The 25,619-nt window shown below is 59.5% G+C and carries 22 protein-coding genes and 3 pseudogenes; 11 read left to right on the top strand and 14 right to left on the bottom strand.

Annotated elements, in window-relative coordinates:
• Positions 1-151: 151 nt before the first annotated feature.
• On the bottom strand, positions 152-736 hold the full coding sequence (locus tag IF189_RS22465) for a hypothetical protein (RefSeq protein WP_134827955.1): 585 nt from the start codon (positions 734-736) through the stop codon (positions 152-154).
• A gap of 333 nt (positions 737-1,069) precedes the next feature.
• Between IF189_RS22465 and IF189_RS22460 the strand changes: the two are divergent.
• A pseudogene (locus IF189_RS22460) lies at positions 1,070-1,695 on the top strand (response regulator).
• Between the two features lie 87 nt (positions 1,696-1,782).
• On the opposite strand, the gene IF189_RS22455 reads toward IF189_RS22460, so the two are convergent.
• From IF189_RS22455 to metG, 8 genes and pseudogenes are all read right to left on the bottom strand, one after another.
• A complete protein-coding gene (locus IF189_RS22455; protein WP_167443787.1) occupies positions 1,783-1,956 on the bottom strand; it encodes a PA3496 family putative envelope integrity protein in 174 nt (57 codons plus the stop codon).
• Positions 1,957-2,063: 107 nt separating this feature from the next.
• Positions 2,064-2,702, bottom strand: coding sequence for an endonuclease III (gene nth, locus IF189_RS28910; protein ID WP_085709532.1), 639 nt, complete (start codon positions 2,700-2,702; stop codon positions 2,064-2,066).
• Positions 2,703-2,825: 123 nt separating this feature from the next.
• Positions 2,826-3,191 (bottom strand): annotated as a pseudogene (locus tag IF189_RS28905) (Rnf-Nqr domain containing protein); the annotation flags it as partial.
• A gap of 89 nt (positions 3,192-3,280) precedes the next feature.
• Positions 3,281-3,886, bottom strand: coding sequence for an RnfABCDGE type electron transport complex subunit G (locus IF189_RS22445; RefSeq protein WP_192552285.1), 606 nt, complete (start codon positions 3,884-3,886; stop codon positions 3,281-3,283).
• Positions 3,883-4,866 (bottom strand): RnfABCDGE type electron transport complex subunit D, encoded by a 984-nt coding sequence (locus IF189_RS22440; protein WP_192552284.1) that lies wholly within the window; start codon positions 4,864-4,866, stop codon positions 3,883-3,885. The genes IF189_RS22445 and IF189_RS22440 overlap by 4 nt, the downstream gene beginning before the upstream one ends.
• Positions 4,867-5,671: 805 nt before the next feature.
• Positions 5,672-6,046 (bottom strand): annotated as a pseudogene (rsxB, locus tag IF189_RS29215) (electron transport complex subunit RsxB); the annotation flags it as partial.
• Between the two features lie 17 nt (positions 6,047-6,063).
• A complete protein-coding gene (locus IF189_RS22430) occupies positions 6,064-6,633 on the bottom strand; it encodes an electron transport complex protein RnfA (RefSeq protein WP_134827950.1) in 570 nt (189 codons plus the stop codon).
• Between the two features lie 131 nt (positions 6,634-6,764).
• Positions 6,765-8,816 carry a methionine--tRNA ligase gene (gene metG / locus IF189_RS22425; RefSeq protein WP_134827949.1) on the bottom strand — a complete coding sequence of 684 codons (2,052 nt, stop codon included), beginning with the start codon at positions 8,814-8,816 and terminating at the stop codon, positions 6,765-6,767.
• 155 nt (positions 8,817-8,971) lie between these two features.
• On the opposite strand from metG, the gene apbC reads away from it, so the two are divergent.
• The gene (gene apbC / locus IF189_RS22420) at positions 8,972-10,066 is read left to right on the top strand and encodes an iron-sulfur cluster carrier protein ApbC (protein ID WP_134827948.1); all 1,095 of its coding nucleotides are present in this window, start codon (positions 8,972-8,974) and stop codon (positions 10,064-10,066) included.
• A gap of 69 nt (positions 10,067-10,135) precedes the next feature.
• On the opposite strand, the gene IF189_RS22415 is transcribed toward apbC, so the two are convergent.
• Positions 10,136-10,894, bottom strand: a complete 759-nt coding sequence (locus IF189_RS22415; RefSeq protein ID WP_011335726.1) for an SDR family oxidoreductase — start codon at positions 10,892-10,894, stop codon at positions 10,136-10,138.
• Positions 10,895-11,057: 163 nt separating this feature from the next.
• Between IF189_RS22415 and IF189_RS22410 the strand changes: the two genes are divergently transcribed.
• The 4 genes from IF189_RS22410 to groL all read left to right on the top strand — a co-directional run bounded on the left by IF189_RS22410 (position 11,058) and on the right by groL (position 14,582).
• Positions 11,058-11,789 (top strand): HugZ family protein, encoded by a 732-nt coding sequence (locus tag IF189_RS22410; protein ID WP_085709541.1) that lies wholly within the window; start codon positions 11,058-11,060, stop codon positions 11,787-11,789.
• 65 nt (positions 11,790-11,854) lie between these two features.
• Positions 11,855-12,331, top strand: coding sequence for an FxsA family protein (locus IF189_RS22405; protein ID WP_085709542.1), 477 nt, complete (start codon positions 11,855-11,857; stop codon positions 12,329-12,331).
• A gap of 259 nt (positions 12,332-12,590) precedes the next feature.
• The gene (locus tag IF189_RS22400) at positions 12,591-12,884 is read left to right on the top strand and encodes a co-chaperone GroES (RefSeq protein WP_011335724.1); all 294 of its coding nucleotides are present in this window, start codon (positions 12,591-12,593) and stop codon (positions 12,882-12,884) included.
• A gap of 51 nt (positions 12,885-12,935) precedes the next feature.
• A complete protein-coding gene (gene groL, locus IF189_RS22395) occupies positions 12,936-14,582 on the top strand; it encodes a chaperonin GroEL (RefSeq protein ID WP_085709543.1) in 1,647 nt (548 codons plus the stop codon).
• 90 nt (positions 14,583-14,672) lie between these two features.
• Here groL and IF189_RS22390 read toward each other — a convergent pair whose 3' ends face one another.
• Complete coding sequence (locus IF189_RS22390; protein ID WP_134827946.1) at positions 14,673-15,416, bottom strand: phosphatase PAP2 family protein; 744 nt, start codon at positions 15,414-15,416, stop codon at positions 14,673-14,675.
• A 52-nt stretch (positions 15,417-15,468) separates the two neighbouring features.
• Positions 15,469-17,418, bottom strand: coding sequence for an LTA synthase family protein (locus tag IF189_RS22385; RefSeq protein WP_192552283.1), 1,950 nt, complete (start codon positions 17,416-17,418; stop codon positions 15,469-15,471).
• Between the two features lie 203 nt (positions 17,419-17,621).
• Here IF189_RS22385 and colR point away from each other — a divergent pair, with 203 nt between their 5' ends.
• The 5 genes from colR (at position 17,622) to IF189_RS22360 (ending at position 21,346) form a co-directional block, all read left to right on the top strand.
• Positions 17,622-18,305, top strand: coding sequence for a two-component system response regulator ColR (gene colR, locus IF189_RS22380; RefSeq protein ID WP_085709546.1), 684 nt, complete (start codon positions 17,622-17,624; stop codon positions 18,303-18,305).
• Positions 18,295-19,605, top strand: a complete 1,311-nt coding sequence (locus IF189_RS22375) for a sensor histidine kinase (protein WP_192552282.1) — start codon at positions 18,295-18,297, stop codon at positions 19,603-19,605. The genes colR and IF189_RS22375 overlap by 11 nt, the downstream gene beginning before the upstream one ends.
• 124 nt (positions 19,606-19,729) lie before the next feature.
• A complete protein-coding gene (locus tag IF189_RS22370) occupies positions 19,730-20,398 on the top strand; it encodes a class I SAM-dependent methyltransferase (RefSeq protein WP_085709742.1) in 669 nt (222 codons plus the stop codon).
• A gap of 4 nt (positions 20,399-20,402) precedes the next feature.
• Positions 20,403-21,116, top strand: coding sequence for a lipopolysaccharide kinase InaA family protein (locus IF189_RS22365; RefSeq protein ID WP_119427800.1), 714 nt, complete (start codon positions 20,403-20,405; stop codon positions 21,114-21,116).
• 2 nt (positions 21,117-21,118) lie between these two features.
• A complete protein-coding gene (locus IF189_RS22360; protein ID WP_114885184.1) occupies positions 21,119-21,346 on the top strand; it encodes a hypothetical protein in 228 nt (75 codons plus the stop codon).
• Between the two features lie 67 nt (positions 21,347-21,413).
• Here the strand turns inward: IF189_RS22360 and IF189_RS22355 are convergent, their stop codons facing one another.
• Together IF189_RS22355 and IF189_RS22350 are read right to left on the bottom strand one after the other, a co-directional pair.
• Complete coding sequence (locus tag IF189_RS22355; protein WP_134827943.1) at positions 21,414-24,449, bottom strand: multidrug efflux RND transporter permease subunit; 3,036 nt, start codon at positions 24,447-24,449, stop codon at positions 21,414-21,416.
• Positions 24,450-24,462: 13 nt separating this feature from the next.
• Positions 24,463-25,611, bottom strand: coding sequence for an efflux RND transporter periplasmic adaptor subunit (locus tag IF189_RS22350; protein ID WP_134827942.1), 1,149 nt, complete (start codon positions 25,609-25,611; stop codon positions 24,463-24,465).
• Positions 25,612-25,619: the final 8 nt, after the last annotated feature.

Genomic DNA, 25,619 nt, shown 5'->3' with positions numbered 1-25,619 from the left:
GGGCCTGATGTGAAATAGCGGCCTTGTCGTTGTGACAAGGCCGCTATGTTGTAAAACCCTTCTGTTTACCTGATCGTTGCCGATCAGCGTTTCCGTATCAATGGGTACTTTGTGCATCGCACTGATGCGCTTCGTGTATCCGCGCCTCAATTTAAACTTTTCCCAATACAGTGATGTTCAGCGAGTGGACATCGTAAATAATACAATGCGTCGTTCCCATGGTTTTTTTTCCTTGTTTTAGCGTTTTGGCGAAATTTTCTTTCGGTAAAATATCCGACATGTCGTCGGTTAAAACGAGGAGTATTCTTGGTAAGTTCTTACCGGGGTGTGGGATTTTTTTCAATTGCGTGTCGATTTTTGATTCGGTATTCGGTCCTCGAATATCAATGATGCACAGTGTGCTCAGTGGTTTTGGTAGTTTTACGGTATGCGGTCCTGTGTTCGATTGAACTGTGGACTCGCCTGGAATGTCAGGGGCTTCATCTTTAAAAGCTTTGAGAAAGTTCTTGTCGTTATCAAAGTCGGAGGGCGCATAAAGGGATCGGTAGTTGAAGTTCAATGTAATGAAGAACAGGAATAACAAATAAAATGGAAAGCTGATCAGAAACCAGATGTAGATTTCCCGTTCGTCGTTGTCAAGGAAGGGCAAGGACACCGCTGCGGACGTTTCGGAGATAAACGCGAATATGGCAATGACACTGATGGGGTTGGTGATTTTTTTGTTGATCTTTAACATATTCTTTACTCATGAGTGATCTTTCTCATTGTGTTGGGTGGTTTTGATTTTTGTGGTTGGAGGATTTTGCTCCCCGGTATTTGGTGTTTATAGTAAAAAAATCCGGTTGGATATAAGTATGTTGTTTCGGTTTTTTTGTCCCGCTGAGTGCATCTTTTTCAAGGTTCGCTATCCAGTAGTCATGCTCATGAGTCTTTTCTGTAGGATAAATCTTTATTGCCTGTAGGAAGTGTCTCTCGCTACTGATGCAAGGGAACTTCGCTATGCCATGGATGAAATGACTACGTTATTGTGCCGGTTCTAAAAATTCGAACAGCGAAACTGGACTTGCCCATGAATAAAGTGCTGATCGTGGATGATCATCCTGTCATTCGTCTTGCGGTGCGTATGCTGATGGAGCGTCATGGCTACGAAGTCATTGCAGAAACGGATAACGGAGTGGATGCATTACAACTGGCTCGCGACCAGATGCCCGATATTGTCATTCTCGATATCGGTATACCAAAACTTGATGGACTGGAAGTCATTGCGCGCCTTACAACTAGCGCAATGCCTTTGAAGGTGTTGGTGTTGACGTCCCAGGCCCCGGGCCATTTTTCCATGCGCTGCATGCAGTCGGGGCAGCAGGATATGTTTGCAAACAACAGGATCTGACCGAACTGCTCAGTGCTATCAAGGCTGTGCTGTCCGGATACAGTTATTTTCCGAATCAGGCGTTGCACACCGTACGCACCAGCCTGGGGAATGCCAGTGAAGCCGATATGGTCGATCGTCTTTCCGGGCGCGAGATGATGGTGTTGCAGCAGCTGGCACGCGGCAAGACCAACAAGGAAATCGCCGATGGCATGTTTCTCAGCAACAAGACCGTCAGCACCTACAAGACACGGTTGCTGTTGAAGCTCAACGCGCGGTCGCTGGTGGATCTGATCGAACTGGCCCAGCGCAATGGCCTGGTCTGACCGCTTCAGTCGCTGACGGATCATGGGCAGATCGGCATCAGCTTGCAGCAGAAACGAAAAAGCCTCCGTTGCGGAGGCTTTTAAATGTCAGAGATCAAAGTCGTAATCGGCCAATTGCTTTTGCAGTCGGCGTTCCTCAAGCATGTTATCGATGGTCCGGCGTTTGCTCAGGTTGGTCTTGGCGACCTCAACCACCGGTTCGTCGTCCGCATCTGCGACGAAATCGTCTTCTACGTCCACTTGCTCTTTGCTGGTGCTCATAAGGTTAACTCCAGGCTAAGACTGCCTTTGGCGCTCCTTATATCGATAATCCAGCAGATCGTAAAAAAGATTTTTTCAATCGCAATATCAATAATTCCAATAGACGCTCAATCGTCCGAAGTTTTGGCCTTGTATTCGCACAAGTCTTCGATCCGACAGCTGCCACACCGCGGCTTGCGGGCCAGGCACACATAGCGACCGTGAAGAATGAGCCAGTGGTGTGAATCGAGCAGGTATTGCTTTGGCACAAACTTCATCAGTTTGTTTTCCACTTCGACCACATTCTTGCCAGGGGCAATACCGGTGCGGTTGCTGACCCGGAAAATGTGGGTGTCCACCGCCATCGTCAACTGTCGGAACGCGGTATTGAGCACGACGTTGGCGGTCTTGCGGCCAACGCCGGGCAATGCCTCCAGCTCTTCGCGCGTCTGCGGGACTTCGCCATTGTGCAGTTCGACCAGCATGCGACAGGTTTCGATCACGTTTTTGGCCTTGCTGTTATAGAGGCCGATAGTCTTGATGTACTCGGACAGACCTTCGACGCCCAGTGCATGAATGGCGGCCGGTGTGTTGGCCACCGGGTAAAGCTTTGCCGTCGCCTTGTTCACCCCGACGTCAGTCGATTGCGCGGACAGAATCACCGCGATCAACAATTCGAAAGGCGAAGAATAGGCGAGTTCGGTCTTGGGTTCGGGATTGTCCTCGTGAAACCGGCGGAAGATCTCCAGACGTTTTGCGGCATTCATGGGTGATGCGTTTCCTCGGGTGGGGCGGCGGAGCGAGTGAGTGCAGGCCTGACGGGCGGCGAGCAACAGCCCCAGCAATATGAAGGCGCCGGGAGCGAGCGTCGCGAAATGCAGGCCGTCGCCGGACAGAATCAAGCCTTGCCAGTGATCCGACAGGTGATGGCCGATGCTGCCCTGACCGAGCAGCTCGCGCAACACCGCCAGCACGGTCATCAGTGCGATGAACAAGCCGCACTGTTTCAGACGTCCTCGGGCTGGCAGTCGAAATAATCCGTTGTGTTCGAATATGACGCACTGCAAACCGATCAGGCCGACGTAAAGGCTGACCAGTTGATGCCACTGCACAGCGCTGCGTTGCAGCAGAATATCGGCACACCCCGTCAACGTCGCGGCCAGCACCAGGCTGACCGGTAACAGGCTCTCGCCGCTCAGTCGTGCCCGCAGCGGTGCCATGCACACGCCATACAGGCTCACCACAACAGCGAACATCAGCACAATCGCCAGCGCGCCCGCCACGGAGTCAGTGGCGCCGATCAACAGCACCAGCATCATTGAGTTCGACAGTGTCGCTGACGTGTTCATGGCGCGCTCCCGAGCAGGGTTGTCCGGTGGCCGTCGAAGTAACGCAGGGCATCGTGGATGGCGTTGATGGCTGCGCGGGACGTGATGGTTGCACCTGCGATCTGGTCGAATTGTCCCTGATCCTTTTTCAGGGCCCATCCGGCATCGGTCGGTTGGCTGCCGGATTTGCCGATAAACGCCTGCAGCCAGGTGTTCGGCCAGTCGCCGATGTGCCCGCCCAGTGCCGGTGTTTCCGTTTGCTCCAGGGTTTTCACGCCGAGCAATCGGCCATTAGCATCGATGGCAATCAGCAACTCGATGGGACCCGCATAGCCCTCGCTCCGGGTGCGCAGCAGCACCGCCACCGGTTGGCCGGCCTTGGTCGCCTGATAACCACCCAGCAGCTCGCTGTGGCTCAAGTGGGTGTCGGCCAGCGCCAGAGGCTGTTCGAGAGGCTGATTGTCGTACGCATCGACTGAAAGCACGTCCAGCAGTTTGCGACTCTCGAGCTGACGCTGTTCGGCAGCGATGTGCGGCGCATTGCTGCGTTGCACGACATACGTCACGCCGACACCAATAGTCGCCAGCAGCGCCAGGGTGATCAGGCTGTTCGTGCGGTTCATGGCTTCACCTGCGCCTGACGAGCGGCTGCAATGCGTTCCAGCGCCGGCACGCACAGATTCATCAGCAATACCGCGAACGCCACGCCATCCGGGTAGCCGCCCCAGGTGCGAATCAGATAGGTCAGCAGGCCAGCGCCCACGCCGAACAACAGGCGTGCGAGCGAGCTTTTTGCACCGGAAACCGGCTCGGTGACGATGAAGAACGCGCCAAGCATGGTAGCGCCACTCAGCAGATGAAACAGTGGTGAGCCATGGGAGTCGGACCCTGAGCCATTCCAGCACAGCAGGCTGATGACGAACAGGCTGGCGAGCATGCCGACCGGCGCCTGCCAGCCGATCACCCGACGCTGCAGCAGGAACAGCCCGCCGGCGAGGAATGCCAGGTTCGCCCATTCGACGCCGTGCCCGCCAAAACGGCCGAACGCCGGATTGCCGGCAAACAGTTCGTCCATGGTCAGGCTTTTGTTGATGCGCAGACTGTCCAGCGCGGTGGCCTGAACCCAGGCGTCCGGCTGCGTGCCCAAGTTGAATACCTGGCCAAAAGCCGCCGTCAGATCCATCCCATGGGCAGGCCAATGAGTCATCGGCTGCGGAAACATCACCATCACCAGGGCAAAGCCGAGCATGGCTGGATTGAAAGGGTTTCGGCCCACGCCACCGTACAAATGTTTGCCCAATAGCAGGCCCGAGCCGATCGCCGTGACCGTCAGCCACCACGGGCAGTAAGGCGGCAGGGCGATGGCCAGCAGCGTGGCGCTGACCACCGCGCTGCCATCGGTCAGGGTCGCTTGCAGCGGCTGCCGGCGCAGAGAGGTCACGGCAGCTTCGACGCTCAAGGCTGTGGCGACGGAGAGGATCAGGTTGATCAACACCCCCCAGCCGTAAAACCAGAACAACGCCAGCAACCCCGGCAATATCGCCAGCAAAACCAGCTTCATCGCCTGTTGCAGGCGTTCGTCCCTGGTTTCAATGGATGACATGAGCTTCCACCTGCCGCTCCGCCTCTTGCAGGCGGGTGCGGGCCTTGTCGAGGACTTCGGCTGGCGTGCCGTCACGTCGTTGCAGTTTGTTCAGGTCGGCGCGCGCGTAGGCCAGTTCGGTTTTCAGCTGACGAAGCTGGTTGTCGATCGGACGTTTCTCCACGCGCACAAGGTCGGGGGCCGGTTGATCGCTGGCGGCTTCTGCGTCGTGCAACGCTTGCTCGGCGTCACGCAGCGCTTGTTCGAGCGCAGCAATCTGCTCCGGTGGAGCCTCTGCGGTCTGCGCCTTTTTCAGCTCGGCACGGCGCATCGCCAGCTGGATTTTTGCTCGTTTCAGATCGGCGTCTTTCGCCGGGGTTGTCACGACCGGCGCAGGTGCGGCGCTGCTTTCCAGTTTGGCCAGCGCCTGTTCAGCGGCTTCGAATTGCTGCTGTAAAACGATCAATTGCGACTGCTGTTCGAAGGTCGGCGGATGGCCGAAGGCTTTCAGCGATTTGTGCAACTGGGCGCGGCTCATCGCCACATCGATCTTGGCCTTTTTCAGCGCGGCATCGGCGGTTGCGGCTTTCTGCGCGCGCACCCGTTCCAGCGCTGCCTGCACCGGATCAAGCGTGGTGGACGCAACTTCAACCTGTGCTGCACGTTGTGCGCGAGCTTCGCGTTCGGCCTGTTTCTGCTGTTCTTCTCTTTGCAGCCGGGCGTTACGCCGTTCGAAACGTTGCCGGGCGTGATCGCGCTTGGCGGTGCGCGCCTGTTGTTCTTCGAGACTGTTGGCCAGGCCACCCACCACTGGCAACGTGCCGGGCGGCAGCGGGTGCATTTCGATGCAATCCACCGGGCAGGGTGCCACGCACAGGTCGCAACCGGTGCACTCGTCGATGATCACCGTGTGCATCAGTTTTGCCGCGCCGACGATGGCATCGATCGGGCAGGCCTGAATGCACTTGGTGCAGCCGATGCATTCGGCTTCGCGGATAAACGCCACTTGCGGCGGTGCGGTGCCACGGCTGATATCCAGTTCCAGCACCGGAATCTTCAGCAGTTCCGCCAGTGCCGCGATGGTTTCGTCGCCACCCGGCGGGCACTTGTTGATCGGCTCGCCGGCGGCGATGCCTTCCGCGTAGGGTTTGCATCCGGGATGGCCGCACTTGCCGCATTGGGTCTGCGGCAGCAGGGCATCGATGCGTTGAATCAGACTCATGTTTTGATCAGTCCACTGAATCCGAGAAAAGCCACCGCCATCAGTCCGGCACCAATCAACTGGATCGGCAGGCCACGAAAGGGCAGGGGAATATCGTTGTCGGCCGTGCGTTCGCGTAAATCGCTGAACAGGCTCAACACCAGCCAGAAACCCAGGCCGGCGCCGAGGCTCAGCGCCGCTGCATGAAACAGGCCTTTATCCGCTTGCGCGTTGATCAGCGTCAGCCCCAGCACACCGGCATTGCCCAGCAGCAGCGGCCACAAGCCGTCGAACGGCATATCGGGTCGCCATCGCGCCAGCCACTTCAACAAAGGTGCGATCAGCAGGACGCTCAGCGGCAGGAATACGAACAGGCGCAGGAACTCCAGTTGCAACGGCACCAGCAGCCAATGCCAGATCACGTAACCCGCCACACCGACAATCAGCATCAGACACAATGTTGCCAGCCCCAGCGCATGCACCTGACGGCGTTCGCCCGCCAGCAGCGGATCGACGCCCAGCGGCCAATGCAACACGAAGTTGTTGATCAGCGCAGCACTGAAGAGCGTAAGCACGAGTTCGGTCATGGTTCTGCCGGTGAGAGCGGGCGGGTGTCACTTAAGATTAGGCATTATCCGGCCGCCATGACGGGCGGACCAGATATGAAAAATCCCACAGGCGCACGGGGTACGCCTGTGGGATCGATCAGTGCAGAACCTTACTTGATGCGCTGACCCGGCTTGGCGCCGCTGTCCGGGCTCAGCAGGTAGATTTCTTCACCGCCAGGGCCGGCTGCCATCACCATACCTTCGGAGATGCCGAACTTCATTTTCCGTGGCTTGAGGTTGGCAATCATCATGGTCAGACGACCGTCGAGCTTGGACGGATCCGGGTAAGCGCTCTTGATCCCGGAGAACACGTTGCGTTGCTCGTCACCGATATCCAGGGTCAGGCGCAGCAGCTTGTCCGCGCCTTCCACGTGTTCGGCCTTGACGATCAGCGCCACGCGCAGGTCGACGGCGGCGAAGGTGTCGAAGTCGATTTCCGGCGACAGCGGATCCTTGGCCAGTTCGCCGTTGCCGGCAGGCTCGGCAGCACCGGTGTCGGTCTGGCTGGCGGTCAGGTCTTCTTTCGAGGCGTCGGTCATGGCTTGCACTTTTACCGGGTCGATGCGGGTCATCAACGGTTTGAATTCGTTCAACTGGTGGTTGGCCAGCAGGGTGGTGTGGTCGTTCCAGGTCAGCGGGGCGACGTTGAGGAACGCCTCGGCATCGGCGGCCAGCACCGGCAGCACCGGCTTGAGGAAGATCACCAGCTGGCGGAACAGGTTGATCGCCGTGGCGCAGACCGCCTGGACTTCATCCTGCTTGCCTTCCTGCTTGTTCAGCGACCACGGTGCCTTGTCGGCGATCCAGGCGTTGGCGCGGTCGGCCAAAGCCATGGTTTCGCGCATGGCACGGGCAAAATCGCGGGCTTCATAGGCGTCGGCGATGCTCGGCGCGGCGGCCAGGAACGCTTCGGTCAGTTCCGGCGCGGCGTTGTTGTCCACCAGCAGGCCGGCGTTGCCCTTCTGGATGAAACCGGCGCAACGGCTGGCGATGTTGACGACTTTGCCGACCAGGTCGGAGTTGACCTTCTGCACGAAGTCTTCGAGGTTCAGGTCGAGGTCGTCCACGCCACGGCCCAGTTTGGCCGCGTAGTAGTAGCGCAGGTATTCCGGCGACAGGTGATCCAGGTAGGTACGGGCCTTGATGAAGGTGCCGCGGGACTTGGACATCTTCTGACCGTTGACGGTCAGGTAGCCGTGCACGTTGATCCCGGTCGGCTTGCGGAAACCCGCGCCTTCGAGCATCGCCGGCCAGAACAGGGCGTGGAAGTTGACGATGTCCTTGCCGATGAAGTGGTACAGCTCGGCGGTGGAGTCCTTGCCCCAGAACGCGTCGAAGTCCAGCTCCGGCGTGCGGTTGCACAGGTTCTTGAAGCTGGCCATGTAGCCGATCGGCGCATCCAGCCACACGTAGAAGTACTTGCCCGGCTCGCCCGGGATCTCGAAACCGAAGTACGGCGCATCGCGGGAGATGTCCCACTGTTGCAGGCCGGCGTCCAGCCATTCGGCGATCTTGTTGGCGACGGCATCCTGCAGGGTGCCGCTGCGGGTCCAGGTCTGCAGCATCTGCTGGAAGTCAGGCAGCTTGAAGAAGAAGTGCTGGGAATCCTTGAGCACCGGGGTGGCGCCGGAGATTGCCGACTTCGGATCCTTCAGGTCGGTCGGCGCGTAGGTTGCACCGCATTTTTCGCAGTTGTCGCCGTACTGGTCTTCGGTGCCGCATTTCGGGCAGGTGCCCTTGATGAAGCGGTCGGCCAGGAACATTTTCTTTTCCGGGTCGAAATACTGGGTGATCGAACGTTGGGCGATGTGCCCGGCGTCACGCAGCTTCAGGTAGATCTGACTCGACAGCTCACGGTTTTCTTCGGCGTGAGTGGAGTGGAAGTTGTCGAAGTCCACCAGGAACTCGGCAAAGTCGGCGCTGTGTTCGGCCTGGACGTTGGCGATCAGTTGTTCCGGGGTGATGCCTTCCTTTTCCGCGCGCAGCATGATCGCCGAACCGTGGGCGTCGTCGGCGCAGACATAAATGCACTGATTGCCGCGATGCTTCTGGAAGCGCACCCACATATCGGTCTGGATGTACTCCAGCATATGGCCAAGGTGGATCGAACCGTTGGCGTAGGGCAGGGCGCTGGTGACGAGAATCTTGCGTGGTTCGGACATGTGGGGCTTCGCTACTTGATGAAACGGAGGTCGGCCACTATAAAGCGCCGGGAAAGATATTTCACCCCTGCAAATCGTTGCCGGGCATGCCGTCCGGAGGACAGAAGGGGTAGGATACCCGCCATCTTTTCCCAGTCTTGTTATCGGAGTTGCCCATGAGCGCCGTCACTCGCGCAGCGGTGGAAGCCGTCCTCAGCCAATACACCGACCCTTACCTGAACATGGACCCGGTCAGCGCCGGTTGCGTGCGCAACATCGAAATCACCGGTGACCGCGTCAGCGTGCAGCTGGAAATCGGTTATGCCGCCGGTCTGTTCAAGAGCGGCTGGGCGCAATTGCTGCAACTGGCCATCGAAAACCTCGACGGCGTGGTGTCGGCCAAGGTCGAGGTCAACAGCGTGATCGCTGCGCACAAGGCCCAGGCGCAGATTCCGGGGCTGGCCAACGTCAAGAACGTGGTCGCCGTGGCGTCCGGCAAGGGTGGCGTGGGCAAATCCACCACCGCCGCCAACCTGGCGCTGGCACTGGCCCGTGAAGGCGCGAAGGTCGGGATTCTCGACGCCGATATCTACGGCCCGAGCCAGGGCATCATGTTCGGCATTCCCGAGGGCACCCGCCCGCAGGTCAAGGATCAGAAGTGGTTCGTGCCGCTGCAGGCCCATGGCGTGGAAGTCATGTCGATGGCCTTCCTGACTGACGACAACACGCCGATGGTCTGGCGCGGGCCGATGGTCTCCGGCGCGCTGCTGCAACTGGTCACGCAAACCGCCTGGGGCGACCTGGATTATCTGGTCATCGACATGCCGCCAGGCACCGGCGACATCCAGCTGACCCTGGCGCAGAAAGTCCCGGTGGCCGGTGCAGTGATCGTCACCACCCCGCAGGATCTGGCGCTGCTCGATGCGCGAAAGGGCGTGGAGATGTTCCGCAAGGTCAACATTCCGGTGCTGGGCGTGGTGGAAAACATGGCCGTGCACATCTGCTCGAACTGCGGGCATGCCGAGCATCTGTTCGGTGAGGGCGGTGGCGAGAAGCTGGCGACCCAGTTCGGCGTCGAACTGCTGGCATCGCTGCCACTGTCGATGCTGATCCGCGAACAGGCCGATGGCGGCAAGCCGACGGTGATTTCCGAGCCGGACAGCCAGATCGCCATGGTCTATCAGGAACTGGCCCGCCACGTCGGTGCGCGGATTGTGTTGCAGGAAGCGGCGTCGCCGGCGATGCCGAACATCACCATCAGCGACGATTGATGGCTGTGTTTTAAACAAAAAACGCCCCGGTGCCAGTGCACCGGGGCGTTTTTCATTGCGCGGCAGAGGTCAGATGCGCAACCCGCCGTCCATCTCCAGAATCCGGCCGGTGTAGTAGTCGTTCTCGAAGATGTACGCCGCAGAATGGGCGATCTCTTCCGGCTTGCCCATGCGCTTGAGTGGAATGCCCGAAGTCATTTTCTCCAGCGCTTCCGGCTTCATGCCCAGGGTCATCTCGGTTTCGATGAAGCCCGGTGCGATGCCCGCCACGCGGATGCCGTAGCGCGCCAGTTCCTTGGCCCAGGTCACGGTCGCTGCCGCCACACCGGCCTTGGCGGCGGAGTAGTTGGTCTGGCCGACGTTGCCCGCGCGGGAGATCGACGAGATGTTGATGATCGCGCCGCTGTTCTTCAGCTCGACCATTTTTGCCGCCACTTCACGGGTGCAGAGGAATACGCCGGTCAGGTTGACGTCGATCACCGCCTGCCATTGGGCCAGGCTCATCTTGGTCATTTCGCCGTCCTTGACCTTGAGCAGCAGGCCATCGCGCAGGATCCCGGCGTTGTTGATCAGGCCGTGGATCGCGCCGAAGTCTTCGGCGACCTGGGCAACCATGTGTGTCACCTGTTCTTCGTTGGCGACGTTGCACAGATAGCTGCGGGCCTCGACGCCCTTGGCCTTGCAGGCCGCGACGGCGTCATCGAGTTTTTCCTGGTTCAGGTCGACCAGTGCCAGCTTCGCGCCCTTGCCTGCGAAATACTCGGCCATCGAGCGGCCCAAGCCTTGGCAACCGCCAGTGATAATGATTACTTTGTCGTTGAGTTGCATTCGCATGTCCCCGAGAGCAGGTCAGAGTGGTGTCCTTTAGAGAGCCTCTCGATCTGCGCCCGACATGGCCCGGCTGCACATGAGAACTGCCCCGATGGCGACCGGGACGTAATCCAGGTTGCCCGTCCGTTTTTTCGACGGATTCTAATTAAGGAGTCATAAATTGAGCGTTGAAGCGGCTAAGAATGCCCGAGAATTGCTTCTCAAGGAATACCGTGGCGTGCTGTCGACCCACTCCAAATCAATGCCCGGTTTTCCGTTTGGCTCCGTGGTTCCTTACTGCCTGGACGAGCAGGGCCGGCCGCTGATCCTGATCAGCCGCATCGCCCAGCACACCCACAACCTGCAGAAAGATCCGAAATGTTCGCTGCTGGTGGGAGAGCGCGAGGCTGACGATGTGCAAGCCGTTGGTCGCCTGACCTATCTGGCGGAAGCGGAAAAACTCGAAGACGCAGCCGCCATCGAAGCCGCCGCCGAGCGTTACTACCGCTATTTCCCCGATTCGCAGAATTACCACAAGGCCCACGATTTCGATTTCTGGGTGCTCAAGCCTGTGCGTCATCGCTACATCGGCGGTTTCGGCGCGATCCACTGGGTCGATCACCTGACCCTGGCCAACCCGTTCGCCGGCAAGGCCGAGATCAGCATGGTCGAGCACATGAACAGCGACCACGCCAAGGCCATCGCGCATTACGTCGACCTCGCCGGGCTGCCGAAAACCGTACCGGCACAAATGGCCGGGATCGACACCGAAGGCATGCACCTGCGCATCGGTCAGGCGCTGTACTGGCTGCCGTTTCAAGCGCCTTGTCATACGCCGATACAAGTGCGCGAAGCCTTGGTTTCTCTGGCTCACGCCGAGGTCTGGCCAAAAAATGCGGTGGCCGACGCTTGAATTCACGAAAGGGCGACGTCATCTAAGGCTTACTGCAAGGCATTTCTTGCGTTGAGGAAACTTTGATGCGCCCTTTTTTGTTGCTCTTTCTGCTGTTCCCGGTGTTGGAGCTGTTCGTATTCGTCAAAGTGGCAGGTTCGATCGGATTTTTCCCGGCCCTGCTGCTGATCATTCTCGGCTCGATGTTCGGCGTATTCGTGCTGCGTATCGCCGGACTGGCCACCGCCCTGCGTGCCCGTGAAAGCCTGAACCGCGGCGAACTGCCTGCGCAGACCATGCTTGAAGGCCTGATGCTGGCCCTGGCCGGTGGTCTGCTGATCCTGCCGGGTTTCATCAGCGACGTGGCCGGTCTGATCCTGCTGTTGCCGTTCAGCCGTCGTCTGTTCGCCAACAAGATGCGCCAGCGTGCCGAAGAACAGGCCATGCGTCAGCGCGCGTTCGCCGATGACCTGCAACCTCGCGGCGGTCCCGCACCGCGCCAGCCCCTGGGCCGCGAAGGCGATGTGATCGAAGGCGAGTTCGAACACCGCGATACCAAGTAACTTCTGCACTCACACGGCACCTTCGGGTGCCGTGTTCGTTTATGGCCGTGCACATCACGAGCCGCGATGAAAAAATTTTAGGCCTGCCCTTGTAATAAGCTTATGCGCCCTTATGTATCGGTCACCGAAAGGTTTCCGGTATTTGAACCGGACAGACTTCCGCGGTTCGCTCGACGAGCCGCAACCGGCGCAGGCCGGATTCGTTAAACCCGCCGGGACTACACCGGCCGATGAAAACCACAATTAGGAGAGATCGACAATGAAGCTTCGTCCTCTGCATGACCGCGTCGTCATCCGTCGCAGCGAAGAAGAAAAGAAAACCGCTGGCGGTATCGTCCTGCCAGGTTCGGCTGCTGAAAAAGCCAACCACGGTGAGATTCTGGCTGTAGGCCCGGGCAAGGCACTGGAAAGCGGTGAAGTGCGCGCACTGTCCGTGAAAGTGGGCGACAAGGTTGTGTTCGGTCCGTACTCCGGCAGCAACACCGTGAAAGTCGACGGCGAAGACCTGCTGGTAATGAGCGAGAACGAAATCCTCGCCGTTATCGAAGGCTGATTACCCCCGTTCATTTTCCCGCTACTACAAAGTATTTAAGGAATATCGATCATGGCTGCTAAAGAAGTTAAATTCGGCGATTCCGCCCGCAAGAAAATGCTGGTTGGCGTAAACGTCCTGGCTGACGCGGTAAAAGCGACCCTGGGCCCGAAAGGCCGTAACGTGATCCTCGAGAAGAGCTTCGGCGCTCCGACCATCACCAAGGACGGCGTTTCCGTTGCCAAGGAAATCGAGCTGGAAGACCGTTTCGAAAACATGGGCGCGCAGCTGGTCAAAGACGTTGCCTCCCGTGCCAACGATGACGCTGGTGACGGTACTACCACCGCTACCGTTCTGGCTCAGTCGATCGTCAACGAAGGCCTGAAAGCCGTCGCTGCCGGCATGAACCCGATGGACCTGAAGCGCGGTATCGACAAAGCGACCATCGCTGTCGTTGCCGAGCTGAAAAAGCTGTCCGCGCCATGCACCGACACCAAAGCGATCGCTCAGGTTGGCACCATCTCCGCCAACTCCGACAACTCCATCGGCGACATCATTGCCGAAGCCATGGAAAAAGTCGGTAAAGAAGGCGTGATCACCGTTGAAGAAGGCTCGGGCCTGGAAAACGAACTGTCGGTCGTAGAAGGCATGCAGTTCGACCGTGGCTACCTGTCGCCGTACTTCGTCAACAAGCCGGAAACCATGGTTGCCGAGCTGGAAGGCGCGCTGATCCTGCTGGTCGACAAGAAGATCTCGAACATCCGCGAAATGCTGCCAGTGCTGGAAGCCGTTGCCAAAGCCGGCCGTCCACTGCTGATCGTTGCCGAAGACGTTGAAGGCGAAGCCCTGGCGACTCTGGTCGTGAACAACATGCGTGGCATCGTCAAAGTCGCAGCCGTCAAGGCTCCAGGCTTCGGCGACCGTCGCAAGGCCATGCTGCAGGACATCGCCGTTCTGACCGGCGGTACCGTTATCTCCGAAGAGATCGGCCTGAGCCTGGAAAGCACCACTCTGGAACACCTGGGCAGCGCCAAGCGCGTGACCCTGTCCAAGGAAAACACCATCATCGTTGACGGTGCTGGCGTTGAAGGCGACATCCAGGCGCGTATCGCTCAGATCCGTGCCCAGGTTGCCGAGACTTCCTCGGACTACGACCGTGAAAAACTGCAAGAGCGTCTGGCCAAGCTGTCCGGCGGCGTTGCAGTGATCAAGGTTGGTGCCGGTTCCGAAGTTGAAATGAAAGAGAAGAAAGCCCGCGTTGAAGACGCCCTGCACGCAACCCGCGCAGCCGTTGAAGAAGGCGTGGTACCTGGCGGTGGCGTTGCGCTGATCCGCGCTCTGAATGCGATCATCAACCTGAAAGGCGACAACGCCGACCAGGACGTAGGTATCGCTGTTCTGCGTCGTGCCGTTGAAGCACCGCTGCGTCAGATCGCTGCCAACAGCGGCGACGAGCCAAGCGTTGTGGTCAACGAAGTCAAGAACGGCAAAGGTAACTTCGGTTACAACGCTGCGACTGGCGAGTACGGCGACATGATCGAAATGGGCATCCTGGACCCAACCAAGGTAACCCGTTCCGCTCTGCAAGCTGCATCGTCGATCGGCGGTCTGATCCTGACCACCGAAGCCGCTGTTGCTGACGCACCGAAGAAAGAAGGTGCAGTAGGCGGCGGTATGCCGGACATGGGCGGCATGGGTGGCATGGGCGGCATGATGTAAGCCAGCCTTACCGCGAAACGAAAAACCCCGCCTGCGATGAGCAGGCGGGGTTTTTTAATGTCCTGATTTTGTTAACTGGCGTTTGAGTAATCAGGCGTTTACCGGTTGTGCCTTCATGACCGCTTTAGCTTTCACGGTCGGGCGATACAGCACACAGTAATACGACCCCAGACAGATCAGCCAGCAGAAAATCGCCGTCCACACGTTGTGCGAAAAGAAGTGTGCGCCCTGCATCATCCGGCTGATCGAGAACACCGAACCCAGCGCAAAGGCAAAGATGAACGCCTGCCGCGCCAGTCGCGGACGCCGATCACGCAGCACGAAAAACAGCGCAAACAAGGTGAACCCCGTAGCCGCATGACCACCGGGCCAGCAGCGGCCGGGCTTGTCGGTCGGCGGGCGGTGATCCAGCAGTTTGCTGTAGGTTTCATGGCCGCCGAACTGCTCAAGACTCCACGGGCACTGCACAGCAGTCACGGCTTTCATTGGTGTCACGAATGAGGTCGCCAGGCCCAGGGACAGCACCAGACAGCCCAGTTCACGCTTGTACGGTTTGATCCGGTCGATGAAAAACGCACCGATGAAACCAATGACGGCGAACACCGAGAACGCGATCACCACCTGCTTGGCGCGATCGTGAAGGATGTTTTCCAGGAAGTAACTGTGGCGTCCGATGAAGTCGCCAGCGGCGGGGTCGTAGAACATGCGCGCCAGGTTCATGTCCAGATCGGTGAGTTCCAGCAGGATCAGAAGAGTGGCCGCGACGGCGGGAATCCCCAGGCACAGCCAGAAGTTCAGCGGGCGAGGGGCAGGGCGTACAACGCTTGATGACATGACGGGTCCAGAACGGGAAAACGCCCCGGAGCATCAGTCCGGGGCGCTTCGATTAACGATCGCTGACTTGCGCGGCACCCTCCTTGGGTGCTTTCCAGCCAAGCAGCTGTTGCTTGAAGCCATAACTGGCGGTTTGGTAATACGAGATGGCGCGGCTGACCAGCGGGTCGTCGCTGTTGACCCGGGACTCGCGGCTTTCGGTCAGTGCGTCGTCATGCCGACGCAGGCCTTGGCGCGGGCTGAGGATCGCCAGATCCTTGCCGTCGAACAGCCCCAGATGCTGATAGTTGCCCACCACGACCCGAGGTGGCAGCGGGTTGTCCGCCAGCAGGTTGCGACCAAAGAACGTCGATTGGTAATCCAGGTTCAACAGCCCTAGCAGCGTCGGCGCGAGGTCGATCTGGCTGGCCAGTTGTGCGTTTTCCCGTGGCTCGATCAGCTTCGGTGCATAGATGAACAGCGGGATCTGGTAGTTGGTGATCGGCAGGTCTTCTTTGCCCGCGCTGCCGGCGGTGTGGTCGGCGACGAAGATGAAGATCGTGTTGTCGAACCACGGTTTCTGCCGCGCCTGCTCCAGGAACTGGCCGATGGCGTAGTCGGTGTACTTCACCGCACCATCGCGACCGTTGCCGGATTTGATGTCGATGCGGTTTTCCGGGTAGGTGTACGGGCGATGGTTGGAGGTGGTCATCAACTGCAACAGGAAAGGTTGCTGCTTGGCGTAGTCGGCGTCCGCCAGTTTCAGCGTCTGCTTGTACAGATCCTCGTCGGCCATGCCCCAGGCATTCTTGAAGTGAATCTCCGACTCATCGACGCTGCTCTGGTCGACAACGCGATAGCCGTTGCCGCTGAAGAACGCGTTCATGTTGTCGAAGTAGCCACGGCCACCGTAGACGAACACGCTGTCATAGCCGACCGCGCTCAGTTGCTGGCCGAGGCTGGCAAAACCGCTCTCGCGACCGATGCGCTTGACGATCGAACGGCCCGGGGTCGGCGGAATGGCCAGGGTGATGGCTTCCAGACCCCGGTCGGTACGGGTGCCGGTGGCGTAGAAATTGTTGAAATACAGGCTCTGCTTGCGCAATGCGTCGAGGTTCGGCGTCAGGTTGCGGCCATCACCATTGCTGCCCAGGTATTTGGCGCTGAGGCTTTCGATGGTCACCAGCACGATGTTCGGTTTGCGGGTGACGCCCGGGTTATCGATATCGCGACGGATGTCCTGTGGATCCTGACCGACGAAGCGGGCATTGGGCTCGTTCAATTCGGCACGCATCTGACCGGCGACTTTGTCCGCTGGCAGGCTCTTGTAGAACTGGCTGTAGTCCAGCTCGTTGTTACGGAACGCGGCGAAGAACTGATACGGGCCGTTGCTCGCCAGTTCGTTCTGATAGGCGTTGCCGCCCTGGGCGCGCGGTGCGTCCTGGCTGATCAGTTGCAGGCTCAGACCCGCGACAACCAGCAAGGCCAATGCATTGAGCAGCCGCCCGCGCAATGGCGGCAGCGGGGCATCCAGCGCCGCGTTGAACGGTTTGCGCAGTGCGAAACTCAACGCGATGGCCAGCACCGCCAGGATGCTCAGCAACTTGCCGATCGGGTAGGACTCCAGCACGTTGTTCAGCACTTCGTCGGAATACACCAGATAATCGACGGCGATGAAATTGAAGCGCACCCCGAACTCATCCCAGAACAGCCACTCGGCCACCGCCGTGAACAGCATGGCGTACAGGCTGACCGTCAACAGCCCCTGCAGGAACCAGCGGTGACCGCGCCGCCGCCACAGGCCCGGCGGGCACAGCAGCAGATACAGGCCCATCGGCAGGGCCGCGTAGGCGAGAAAGCCCAGGTCGTAGACCAGACCGACGCCGAACACGGACAGCGCACCGCCACCGGCCTCATCCAGATGAGTCAGCAGCAGTACGGTGCGGGTGAGGAGAAACACGACCAGCCAGGCGCCGGTGACCAACAACAGATAGCGCATAGGCGCTGTCTTGAAGAAACCCATTGTTTTCTTTTCCTTTTATCAATGGCGCGAGAGTTTCGCGGCGCCACTGTAGTCAGGTTGTGAATCGATAGTGAAAACTTTGTTAAAGATTTATTTCTTCCGGGCAATTTCATCCGCCGGGGCACCAGCGCTGGCCCTGAGCCGAAACAGGCCTTAAGCTGCGCGGGCCATGACGGCCGTTACTGTGTACGGAAGAGGTGCCCATGCGAATTCTATTGGTCGAAGACAACCGCGATATCCTGGCCAACCTGGCCGATTACCTGGGCCTGAAAGGCTATACCGTCGATTGCGCCCAGGACGGTCTGTCGGGCCTGCATCTGGCAGCCACCGAGCACTATGACCTGATCGTGCTCGACATCATGTTGCCGGGCATCGACGGCTACACCCTGTGCAAACGCCTGCGTGAAGATGCCCGCCGCGACACGCCGGTGATCATGCTCACCGCCCGCGATCAGCTCGATGATCGTTTGCAGGGCTTCAAGTCCGGGGCTGACGATTACCTGGTCAAGCCTTTCGCGCTGTCGGAACTGGCTGCACGAATCGAAGCCGTGATGCGCCGCACCCAGGGCGGTGGCCGCCGTTCCCTGCAGGTCGGCGACCTGAGCTACGACCTCGACACGCTGGAAGTGACCCGCGAAGGCAAACTGCTCAAGCTCAACCCGGTCGGGCTGAAATTGCTCGCGGTTCTGATGCAGAAGAGCCCGCATGTCCTGCGTCGGGAAATTCTCGAAGAAGCCCTGTGGGGCGACGATTGCCCGGACAGCGACAGCCTGCGTAGCCACGTTCACCAATTGCGTCAGGTGATCGACAAGCCGTTCGCCAAACCACTGCTGCACACCGTGCACGGCGTGGGTTATCGCTTGGCCGAGGGCCGCGATGGAGTTTAAGCAGAGCCTTGCCCAGCGGATCATCATCGCCTTTGCGCTGATGAGCGCACTGGTGGCGGGGGCCTTCGCCATGGGCATTGTCGCGACCGTGCACCTGGTGGAAGAAAAACTGATTTCTGCTGGACTGGGCGGCGACCTGCAGCGTCTGTTGCTGATGGACAACGTTTCGGACTGGAGCCATCGGCCGGAGCCGGACCAGTTGTTCTACTTCAGCGGCGGCCCGGGGGACTTCGAGTTGCCCAAGGACCTGCGGCATCTGGATTCGGGGTTCCACGAAGTCTTCCGCGAACATCTGTCCTATCACGCGATGGTCGAAATCGTCGACGGTCGGCGTTACGTGTTGCTGCAGGATCAAAGCGATTTCGAAGAGCGCGAGCGCGTGCTGTTTGCCGTGGTGCTGGTGGGCTTCGTGCTCAGTCTGGCGCTGGCGGTTTTCCTTGGCTGGGTGCTGGCGCGCAAGGTGATGGCACCGGTGGTCCGGTTGGCGCGTCAGGTGCGTCATCGCGATCAGTTGCTGGGGCTGGCCCCGCCGCTGGCGCCCGACTACGCCGCTGACGAAGTGGGTGAGCTGGCGGTGGCCTTCGATGCGACGCTCGGGCGTTTGCGTCAGGCTTTGACCCGTGAGCGGTTGTTCACCAGTGACGTCAGCCACGAATTGCGCACACCGCTGATGGTATTGGCCACCTCCTGTGAACTGCTGCTGGAAAACCCGGGCATCGATCAGCGCGGCCGCGCCCAGGTCGAGCGTATTGCTCGTGCCAGCGAAGAAATGCGCGAACTGGTGCAGACCTTCCTGATGCTGGCCCGTGCCCAGCGCGAAGATGCCGGGGCGGCGCCGCGGCACAGTCTGGGTCAGGTGGCGGACAATCTGTTGGGCGTGTGGCGCGAGCCGATCGAATCCAAAGGGCTGAAGCTGATTTTCGAGCCGGGCAATCCGCCGGACACCCGTTACAACGCCACACTGCTCAATGCCGTGATGGGTAACCTGCTGCGTAATGCCCTGCACTACACCGAGCAGGGTTTCATCCGGCTGACGCTCAACGACAACGGCTTCGTGGTCGAGGACTCGGGTGTAGGCATTCCCGAGGAAAAGCGCGAGGAAATGTTCAAACCCTTCGTGCGCGGCAGCGAAAAACGCGGAGAAGGCCTTGGACTGGGGTTGTCATTGGTGCAGCGCATCTGTGAAAACCAGGGCTGGAGCGTCACTTTGAGTACGATGGAGCCCAATGGCTGCCGTTTCGAGGTAGATCTGGGCAAACAAGAATCCCTCCCAAATGGCACAAAAAAGCTGCCAACCTGAACGAAACCTGTATAACCTTGAAATAGTTCGTGGGTTTACGCGACGTTTTTTTCACAAAGGGATGACCTGACGCTGACACGCCCCTGCATAAGGTGGGGATATCAGCAATTCAGGAGTCCCGATGATGGCCGGCCCGATAAAACTCGATTTTTCCGAGAAGTACGACGACAACCATGCGCAGAAATATCTGCGCAAGCACCAGGATGGTCTGGGGCGTCGCCTGTCCAACTGGCGTGATCAGCAGTTGGCCCGCAAGGCGCTGACGCTGGTTGGCGAACCGGGACTGGTGCTGGATCTGCCGTGCGGTGCCGGACGTTTCTGGCCGTTGCTGGCAGAAAAGCCCAATCGGGTAATCATCGGGGCAGACAATTCCGAGTCGATGATCAAGACGGCGATGCAGGCCCAGCCGGCGGATGTGGTGAAGCGGGTACAACCCTTGCACACCTCGGCGTTCGATATCGCGCTGCCTGACAACTCCGTGGACAGCATTTTCTGCATGCGTCTGCTGCATCACATCGGCGAGGCCGAGCATCGGCGGACGATTTTGCGCGAGTTCGAGCGCGTTACCCGGGACAGTGTGATCGTTTCGTTGTGGGTAGACGGCAATTTCAAGGCCTGGAAACGCAAGCGCGCCGAGAAACGACGCGGCCAGGAAGGTTATCAGAACCGGTTTGTGCTACCGGCCGCTACGGTTGAAAAGGAATTCGAAGAGGCAGGATTCAGGATCCAGGAACAACTGGACTTCATTCCGCTCTATGCCATGTGGCGAGTTTACGTATTACGCAAGAGGTAAGAGGATGGCAGTGCAATTTGCAGCAGAAACGGGAGTCGCTCCCCAGGATCGCTTTGACTACTACTGGAACCAGCGCGGTGAGTGGGTGGAAGAACCCAACGTGCGTCGTGGTGGCGAAAGTGGCGTGCAGCGGGTGGTGGGGCGCGATGGTCAACTGCTGTATGCCAAACGCCAGACAGGACATATCTATCGCAGCTGGTTGCATCCGTTCGGGCGGCCGACCGTATTGCGTGAACTGGATGCGCTGACCGGCGTAGCCAGACTTGGCGTCCGGGTGCCGGAAATCGTTTTTTGCGGGGCCCAGCCTGATCCGCAGCACAAGTGGCGGGCGTTGCTGGTCACCAAGTCGCTGGACGGTTTCCAGGAACTTGAACAGTGGGAAGCGGCAGGTGGTCGCGAGCAGTACGGTGAAGCCGTGTATGAGCGCGTGCTCAAGGACCTCGCCGAAAACCTGGCCCGCATGCACAAGGGCCGTTGGCAGCACAGCTGCATTTACATCAAGCACGTATTTGTCCGCGTTACCGGCGAAGGCGACTCGGCCAAGGTCGAAGTGGCCCTGATCGATCTGGAAAAATGCCGTCAGCGTCTGACCGCTTACCGTGCGGCCTCCCATGACATGAAACAATTGCGCCGCCACTCGTCGTTCAGCCCTACGGACTGGAAAAAACTCGTCTATTTTTATGAGACGGCGTTTGGCAGCGCTATCAAGGGTTTATAGCGATGAAACTAGAAATTGCGCGAGGTTTGTTTCTGGTAGGAGCCTTGGCAGTTGCATCTTTGGCGGTGGCGGCCTGGGAACAGCCACGCATGCAAGTGATCGGGGCATCGAGCAGCGATGCCCATTGTCCGATGCCGCGGGTGGCGAAAGCCTCCGTGGCAACCAAACCCGACCATGATTTGTTGCTGTTCATGTTCGGGCTTTCTCAAGGGATGAGGCCGCAGAGTTGAATCGATTGAAGAGTGCCAAAGGCCTCGCAGATGCGAGGCCTTTTTTGTGCGCGTGTGAAAACGGTGGCTATGGGGAAGGTGCGGGATCGGGTTTGGCCAGCACGGTGTAGACACAGGGCAGGACGAACAGCGTAAACAAGGTCCCGATCGACATCCCGGTGGCAATCACCGTCCCGATATCAAAACGGCTCACGGCGCCCGCGCCACTGGCGATGATCAGCGGCACCATGCCGAACACCATGGCTGCGGTGGTCATCAGCACCGGCCGCAAGCGAATTGCCGCCGCCTCTTCAACGGCCTCGCGGGCCGTCAGGCCTTTTTCCTTGCGCAACTGGTTGGCGAATTCGACGATCAGGATCCCGTGTTTGCTGATCAGGCCAATCAGTGTCACCAACCCGACCTGGGTGTAGATATTCATGCTCGACCAGCCGAGGAACAGCGGAATCAGCGCCCCGCAAATCGACAATGGTACGGTCACCAGAATCACCAGCGGGTCGCGGAAACTTTCGAACTGCGCCGCCAGCACCAGGAAAATGATCGCCAGCGCCAGCGCGAAGGTGACCCACAGCGCGCTGCCTTCCTGGACGAACTGCCGCGAGGCACCGCCGTAATCGAAGGCAAAACCGGCAGGCGCTTCTTCCCGGGCGATCTGCACGACGCTGTCGATGGCTTCGCCCATGCTGACGAGCGGGAATCCGGACAGCTTCGCCGCGTTGAGTTGCTGGAACTGGTTGAGCTGTCGCGGACGTGCCCGGTCGGTCACGGTGATCAGGGTCGAGAGTGGCAACAGTTCGCCCTGGGTGTTTTTCACGTAGTAGTTGTTCAGCCAGTCCGGGTTGTCGCGATAGGCCCGTTCAACCTGGGCGATTACCTTGTAGCTGCGACCTTCGATGGTGAAGCGGTTGATTTCCGCTTCGCCCAGCAAGGTGGCGAGCGTGCCGCCCAGATCCTGCATCGACACGCCCATCTGTGCAGCCTTCGCGCGGTCGATATCGACCACCACTTCCGGTTTGTCGAAGGCCAGATCGAGGTCGACGAAGGCGAATTTGCCCGACTCCATCGCACGTTTCTTGATCCGGTCGGCCACCTGCAGCAACAGCTCGTAGTCGTTGGCCGTGTTGATCACGAATTCGAACGGCAGGCCCTCGCCGGTGCCGGGCAGGGAGGGCAGGTTGAAGCCGAAGATCTGCAAACCCGGAATGCTGCCGAGCTTGCCCTGCACCTCGGGAAGAATCTGCATCTGGGTGCGGCTGCGTTCGTTCCATGGCTTGAGCAGGAAACCACCGATGCCGCTCTGAACACCGTTGTAGCCGTTGATCTGGAACGAGGAGTAGTACTCCGGGAATTCCTTGAAGATCTTCACGAATTCTTCGGTGTAGGTGTTCAGGTAATCGAGGTTGGTCGGTTGCGGCGCGTTGGCCATCATGAAAATGATGCCCTGGTCTTCGTCCGGCGCCAGTTCCGATTTGGTGAACTTGAGCAGCACCGGAATCAGGCACAGCACGATCACTGCGAACACCAGCACCACCGGCCGGGTGTTGAGCGTGCCGTGGAGCATGCTCTGGTAGCGTCGCTTGAGGTTATCGAAGATCCGGTCGAGTCGGTGGGCAAGTCCGCTGGGGTTCTCCTCGTGACGCAACAGCAGGGCGCACATCATCGGCGACAGCGTCAGGGCGACGATACCGGAAATCACCACGGCCCCGGCGAGTGTCAGCGCGAACTCCTTGAACAGCGCCCCGGTCAACCCGGTCAGAAAACCGATCGGCGCATAAACCGCCGCCAGGGTGATGGTCATCGATACCACCGGCATCGCGATTTCCCGGGCTCCTTCGAGTGCGGCCTCCAGCGGGGTCTTGCCTTCCTCGATATGCCGGTGGATGTTTTCCACCACCACGATGGCATCGTCCACCACCAGACCGATGGCCAGCACCATCGCCAGCAGGGTCAGCAGGTTGATCGAGTAACCCATCATCTGCATGAAGAACATCACGCCGATCATCGACAGCGGAATGGTCACTACCGGGATCACCACCGAACGCAGGGCGCCGAGAAACAGGAACACCACGACGATCACGATCAGCACGGCTTCGAACAGGGTTTTCACCACTTCGTCGATGGAGGCCTGGATGAACAGCGTGGCGTCGTAGGCGATCTCGCTCTTGAGGTTGGGCGGCAACTGGGCTTCCAGCTCCGGCATGATCTTGCGTACTTCCTTGATCACGTCCAGCGGGTTGGCGCCGGGGGTTGCCTTGATCCCGATGTATACCGAGGGAGTGCCACCGAAGGAGCTGATGGAGTTGTAGTTCTCCGCGCCCATTTCCACACGCGCCACATCGCTCAGCAGCACGCGGCTGTCGCCACTGACCTTGAGCGGAATCTTGCCGAAGGCTTCGGCAGACTTCAGTTCGGTGTTGGCGTTGATGCTGGTGACCACGTACTCGCCTTTCACCTCACCGGCAGCGGAGAGGAAGTTGTACTGGCGCACCGCGTTGGTCACGTCGCTGGCGCTGAGGCCGAAACCGGCGAGCTTCACCGGGTCGATCCACAAGCGCATGGCGAACACCTGGTTACCCAGAATCTCGGCTTCGGCCATGCCTGGCAGCGTCGCCAGTTTTGGCTGGATCACCCGCGACAGGTAGTCCGTGATCTGCGGGTTGCTCAATTCCTTGCTGAAGAAGCTGATGTACATCAGCGCCGAGGCATCGGCGGATTCCTTGCTCAGCACCGGGTCTTCGGCATCCTGCGGCAGTTTGTTCTTCACCTCGTTGGCCTTGGCCAGCAGTTCGGTGAACAGTCGGTCGCTGTTGGAACCAATGCGTGCGTAGATTGAAATCACCGAGAAGTTCTGGCGACTGACCGAGGTCATGTAGTCGATGCCCTCGGCACTCGCCAGGCTCTGTTGCATCGGCTGGGTGATGTAGCCCTGGATGGTTTCGGCGTTGGCCCCGGGATAGGCAGTGGTCACCGTGATCAGGGCGTTTTCCATCTGCGGATACTGGCGCAACGGCAGCTTGCTCCAGGCCTGGAAGCCCAGCAGCACAATCAGCAGGCTGACCACGGTGGCGAGCACCGGGCGGCGAATGAACGGATCGGTAAAGGCCATGAGGATTCCTTGATCAGTCGGCGCGACGCGGACTGTTCTGCTCGCCGAGGGTCTTGTCTTCGCTGATGGCGATGTGGGCGCCGTTGTCCAGTTTGATCTGGCCGGCCGTCACCACTTGCTCGCCGCTCTGCACGCCCTTGTTGATCATCACCAGGCCCTCGCGGCGCTCACCGGTTTCAATGAAACGGCGCTCGGCGATCAGCACCGGCTGGCCCTTGTCGTCCTTCTCGACGCTGCCGTCCTCGGCTTTCTTCTGCCCGACCACGTAGACCGAGTTGCCGTAGAGGGTGTAGGTGATCGCGCTTTCCGGTACGACGATGTGCTTCTGCGGGTCCGGCAGCAGCACTTCAAGGCTGGCGAACATGCCCGGCAACAACTTGCCATCCGGATTGGCCAGCGTCGCGCGAACCAAAATGTTGCGGGTGGTGCTTTCGACAATCGGGTTGATTGCGCTGATGGCGCCGGGAAAATTCTGCCCGGGATACGCGGCTACCGACATCTGCACCGGTTGGCCGATGGCCAGTTTCGGCACTGATTGTTCGGGCACATAGAAGTCGGCGTAGAGGCTGCTCAGGTCCTGCAGGGTGGCGATTTTCGTGCCGCTGGCGAGGTAGTCGCCGACGTCCACCTGACGAATGCCGATGGTGCCGCTGAACGGTGCGACGATGCGTTTTTTCGCCAGCGATGCATTGAGCTGATTGACCGTGGCGCGGTTCTTCTGCAGCACCGCCGAGAGTCGGTCGAATTCGCCCTTGGAGATGGCGCTGCTGCCCACCAGCTGGCTGCCGCGACCGAAGTCCAGTTGCGCCAGTCCGAGGTCGGCCTTGGCGGTTTCCAGCAGTGCGGATTCGACGGCGCTGTCGAGTTGCAGCAGCGGTTGCCCGGCCTTGACCTTCTGGCCTGATTCGAACTTCAGCTCGGTCACGGTGCCGGCCACTTCCAGGCTCAGCTCGACACCTTGCAGTGCCTTTAGCGTGCCGACGGTGGGCAGGCGCATCTGCCACGGGCGCTCGGCGGCTGTGGCCACGGCGACGCTGATCGGCGGTTTCGGTTTGGCAAAGCCCTGGATCATGGTGTAGATCGAGAAGGCCTTGTAACCGGCGAGAAGCAGAACGATCAGCAGTACAACACCCAACATGATCAGCATGCGGCGACGCAGCATATTCCAGT

This window comes from Pseudomonas sp. IzPS59 (assembly GCF_014863505.1).
Lineage (GTDB): Bacteria > Pseudomonadota > Gammaproteobacteria > Pseudomonadales > Pseudomonadaceae > Aquipseudomonas > Aquipseudomonas kribbensis.
This window is presented reverse-complemented; position numbering and strand designations above follow the sequence as displayed.

What these genes read in the sequence shown, in the direction of transcription:
- IF189_RS22465 (WP_134827955.1), bottom strand. Translation starts at nt 736, where the DNA reads ATGTTAAAGATCAACAAAAAAATCACCAACCCCATCAGTGTCATTGCC.
- IF189_RS22455 (WP_167443787.1), bottom strand. Translation starts at nt 1,956, where the DNA reads ATGAGCACCAGCAAAGAGCAAGTGGACGTAGAAGACGATTTCGTCGCA.
- nth (WP_085709532.1), bottom strand. Translation starts at nt 2,702, where the DNA reads ATGAATGCCGCAAAACGTCTGGAGATCTTCCGCCGGTTTCACGAGGAC.
- IF189_RS22445 (WP_192552285.1), bottom strand. Translation starts at nt 3,886, where the DNA reads ATGAACCGCACGAACAGCCTGATCACCCTGGCGCTGCTGGCGACTATT.
- IF189_RS22440 (WP_192552284.1), bottom strand. Translation starts at nt 4,866, where the DNA reads ATGTCATCCATTGAAACCAGGGACGAACGCCTGCAACAGGCGATGAAG.
- IF189_RS22430 (WP_134827950.1), bottom strand. Translation starts at nt 6,633, where the DNA reads ATGACCGAACTCGTGCTTACGCTCTTCAGTGCTGCGCTGATCAACAAC.
- metG (WP_134827949.1), bottom strand. Translation starts at nt 8,816, where the DNA reads ATGTCCGAACCACGCAAGATTCTCGTCACCAGCGCCCTGCCCTACGCC.
- apbC (WP_134827948.1), top strand. Translation starts at nt 8,972, where the DNA reads ATGAGCGCCGTCACTCGCGCAGCGGTGGAAGCCGTCCTCAGCCAATAC.
- IF189_RS22415 (WP_011335726.1), bottom strand. Translation starts at nt 10,894, where the DNA reads ATGCAACTCAACGACAAAGTAATCATTATCACTGGCGGTTGCCAAGGC.
- IF189_RS22405 (WP_085709542.1), top strand. Translation starts at nt 11,855, where the DNA reads ATGCGCCCTTTTTTGTTGCTCTTTCTGCTGTTCCCGGTGTTGGAGCTG.
- IF189_RS22400 (WP_011335724.1), top strand. Translation starts at nt 12,591, where the DNA reads ATGAAGCTTCGTCCTCTGCATGACCGCGTCGTCATCCGTCGCAGCGAA.
- groL (WP_085709543.1), top strand. Translation starts at nt 12,936, where the DNA reads ATGGCTGCTAAAGAAGTTAAATTCGGCGATTCCGCCCGCAAGAAAATG.
- IF189_RS22390 (WP_134827946.1), bottom strand. Translation starts at nt 15,416, where the DNA reads ATGTCATCAAGCGTTGTACGCCCTGCCCCTCGCCCGCTGAACTTCTGG.
- IF189_RS22385 (WP_192552283.1), bottom strand. Translation starts at nt 17,418, where the DNA reads ATGGGTTTCTTCAAGACAGCGCCTATGCGCTATCTGTTGTTGGTCACC.
- colR (WP_085709546.1), top strand. Translation starts at nt 17,622, where the DNA reads ATGCGAATTCTATTGGTCGAAGACAACCGCGATATCCTGGCCAACCTG.
- IF189_RS22375 (WP_192552282.1), top strand. Translation starts at nt 18,295, where the DNA reads ATGGAGTTTAAGCAGAGCCTTGCCCAGCGGATCATCATCGCCTTTGCG.
- IF189_RS22370 (WP_085709742.1), top strand. Translation starts at nt 19,730, where the DNA reads ATGGCCGGCCCGATAAAACTCGATTTTTCCGAGAAGTACGACGACAAC.
- IF189_RS22365 (WP_119427800.1), top strand. Translation starts at nt 20,403, where the DNA reads ATGGCAGTGCAATTTGCAGCAGAAACGGGAGTCGCTCCCCAGGATCGC.
- IF189_RS22360 (WP_114885184.1), top strand. Translation starts at nt 21,119, where the DNA reads ATGAAACTAGAAATTGCGCGAGGTTTGTTTCTGGTAGGAGCCTTGGCA.
- IF189_RS22355 (WP_134827943.1), bottom strand. Translation starts at nt 24,449, where the DNA reads ATGGCCTTTACCGATCCGTTCATTCGCCGCCCGGTGCTCGCCACCGTG.
- IF189_RS22350 (WP_134827942.1), bottom strand. Translation starts at nt 25,611, where the DNA reads ATGCTGCGTCGCCGCATGCTGATCATGTTGGGTGTTGTACTGCTGATC.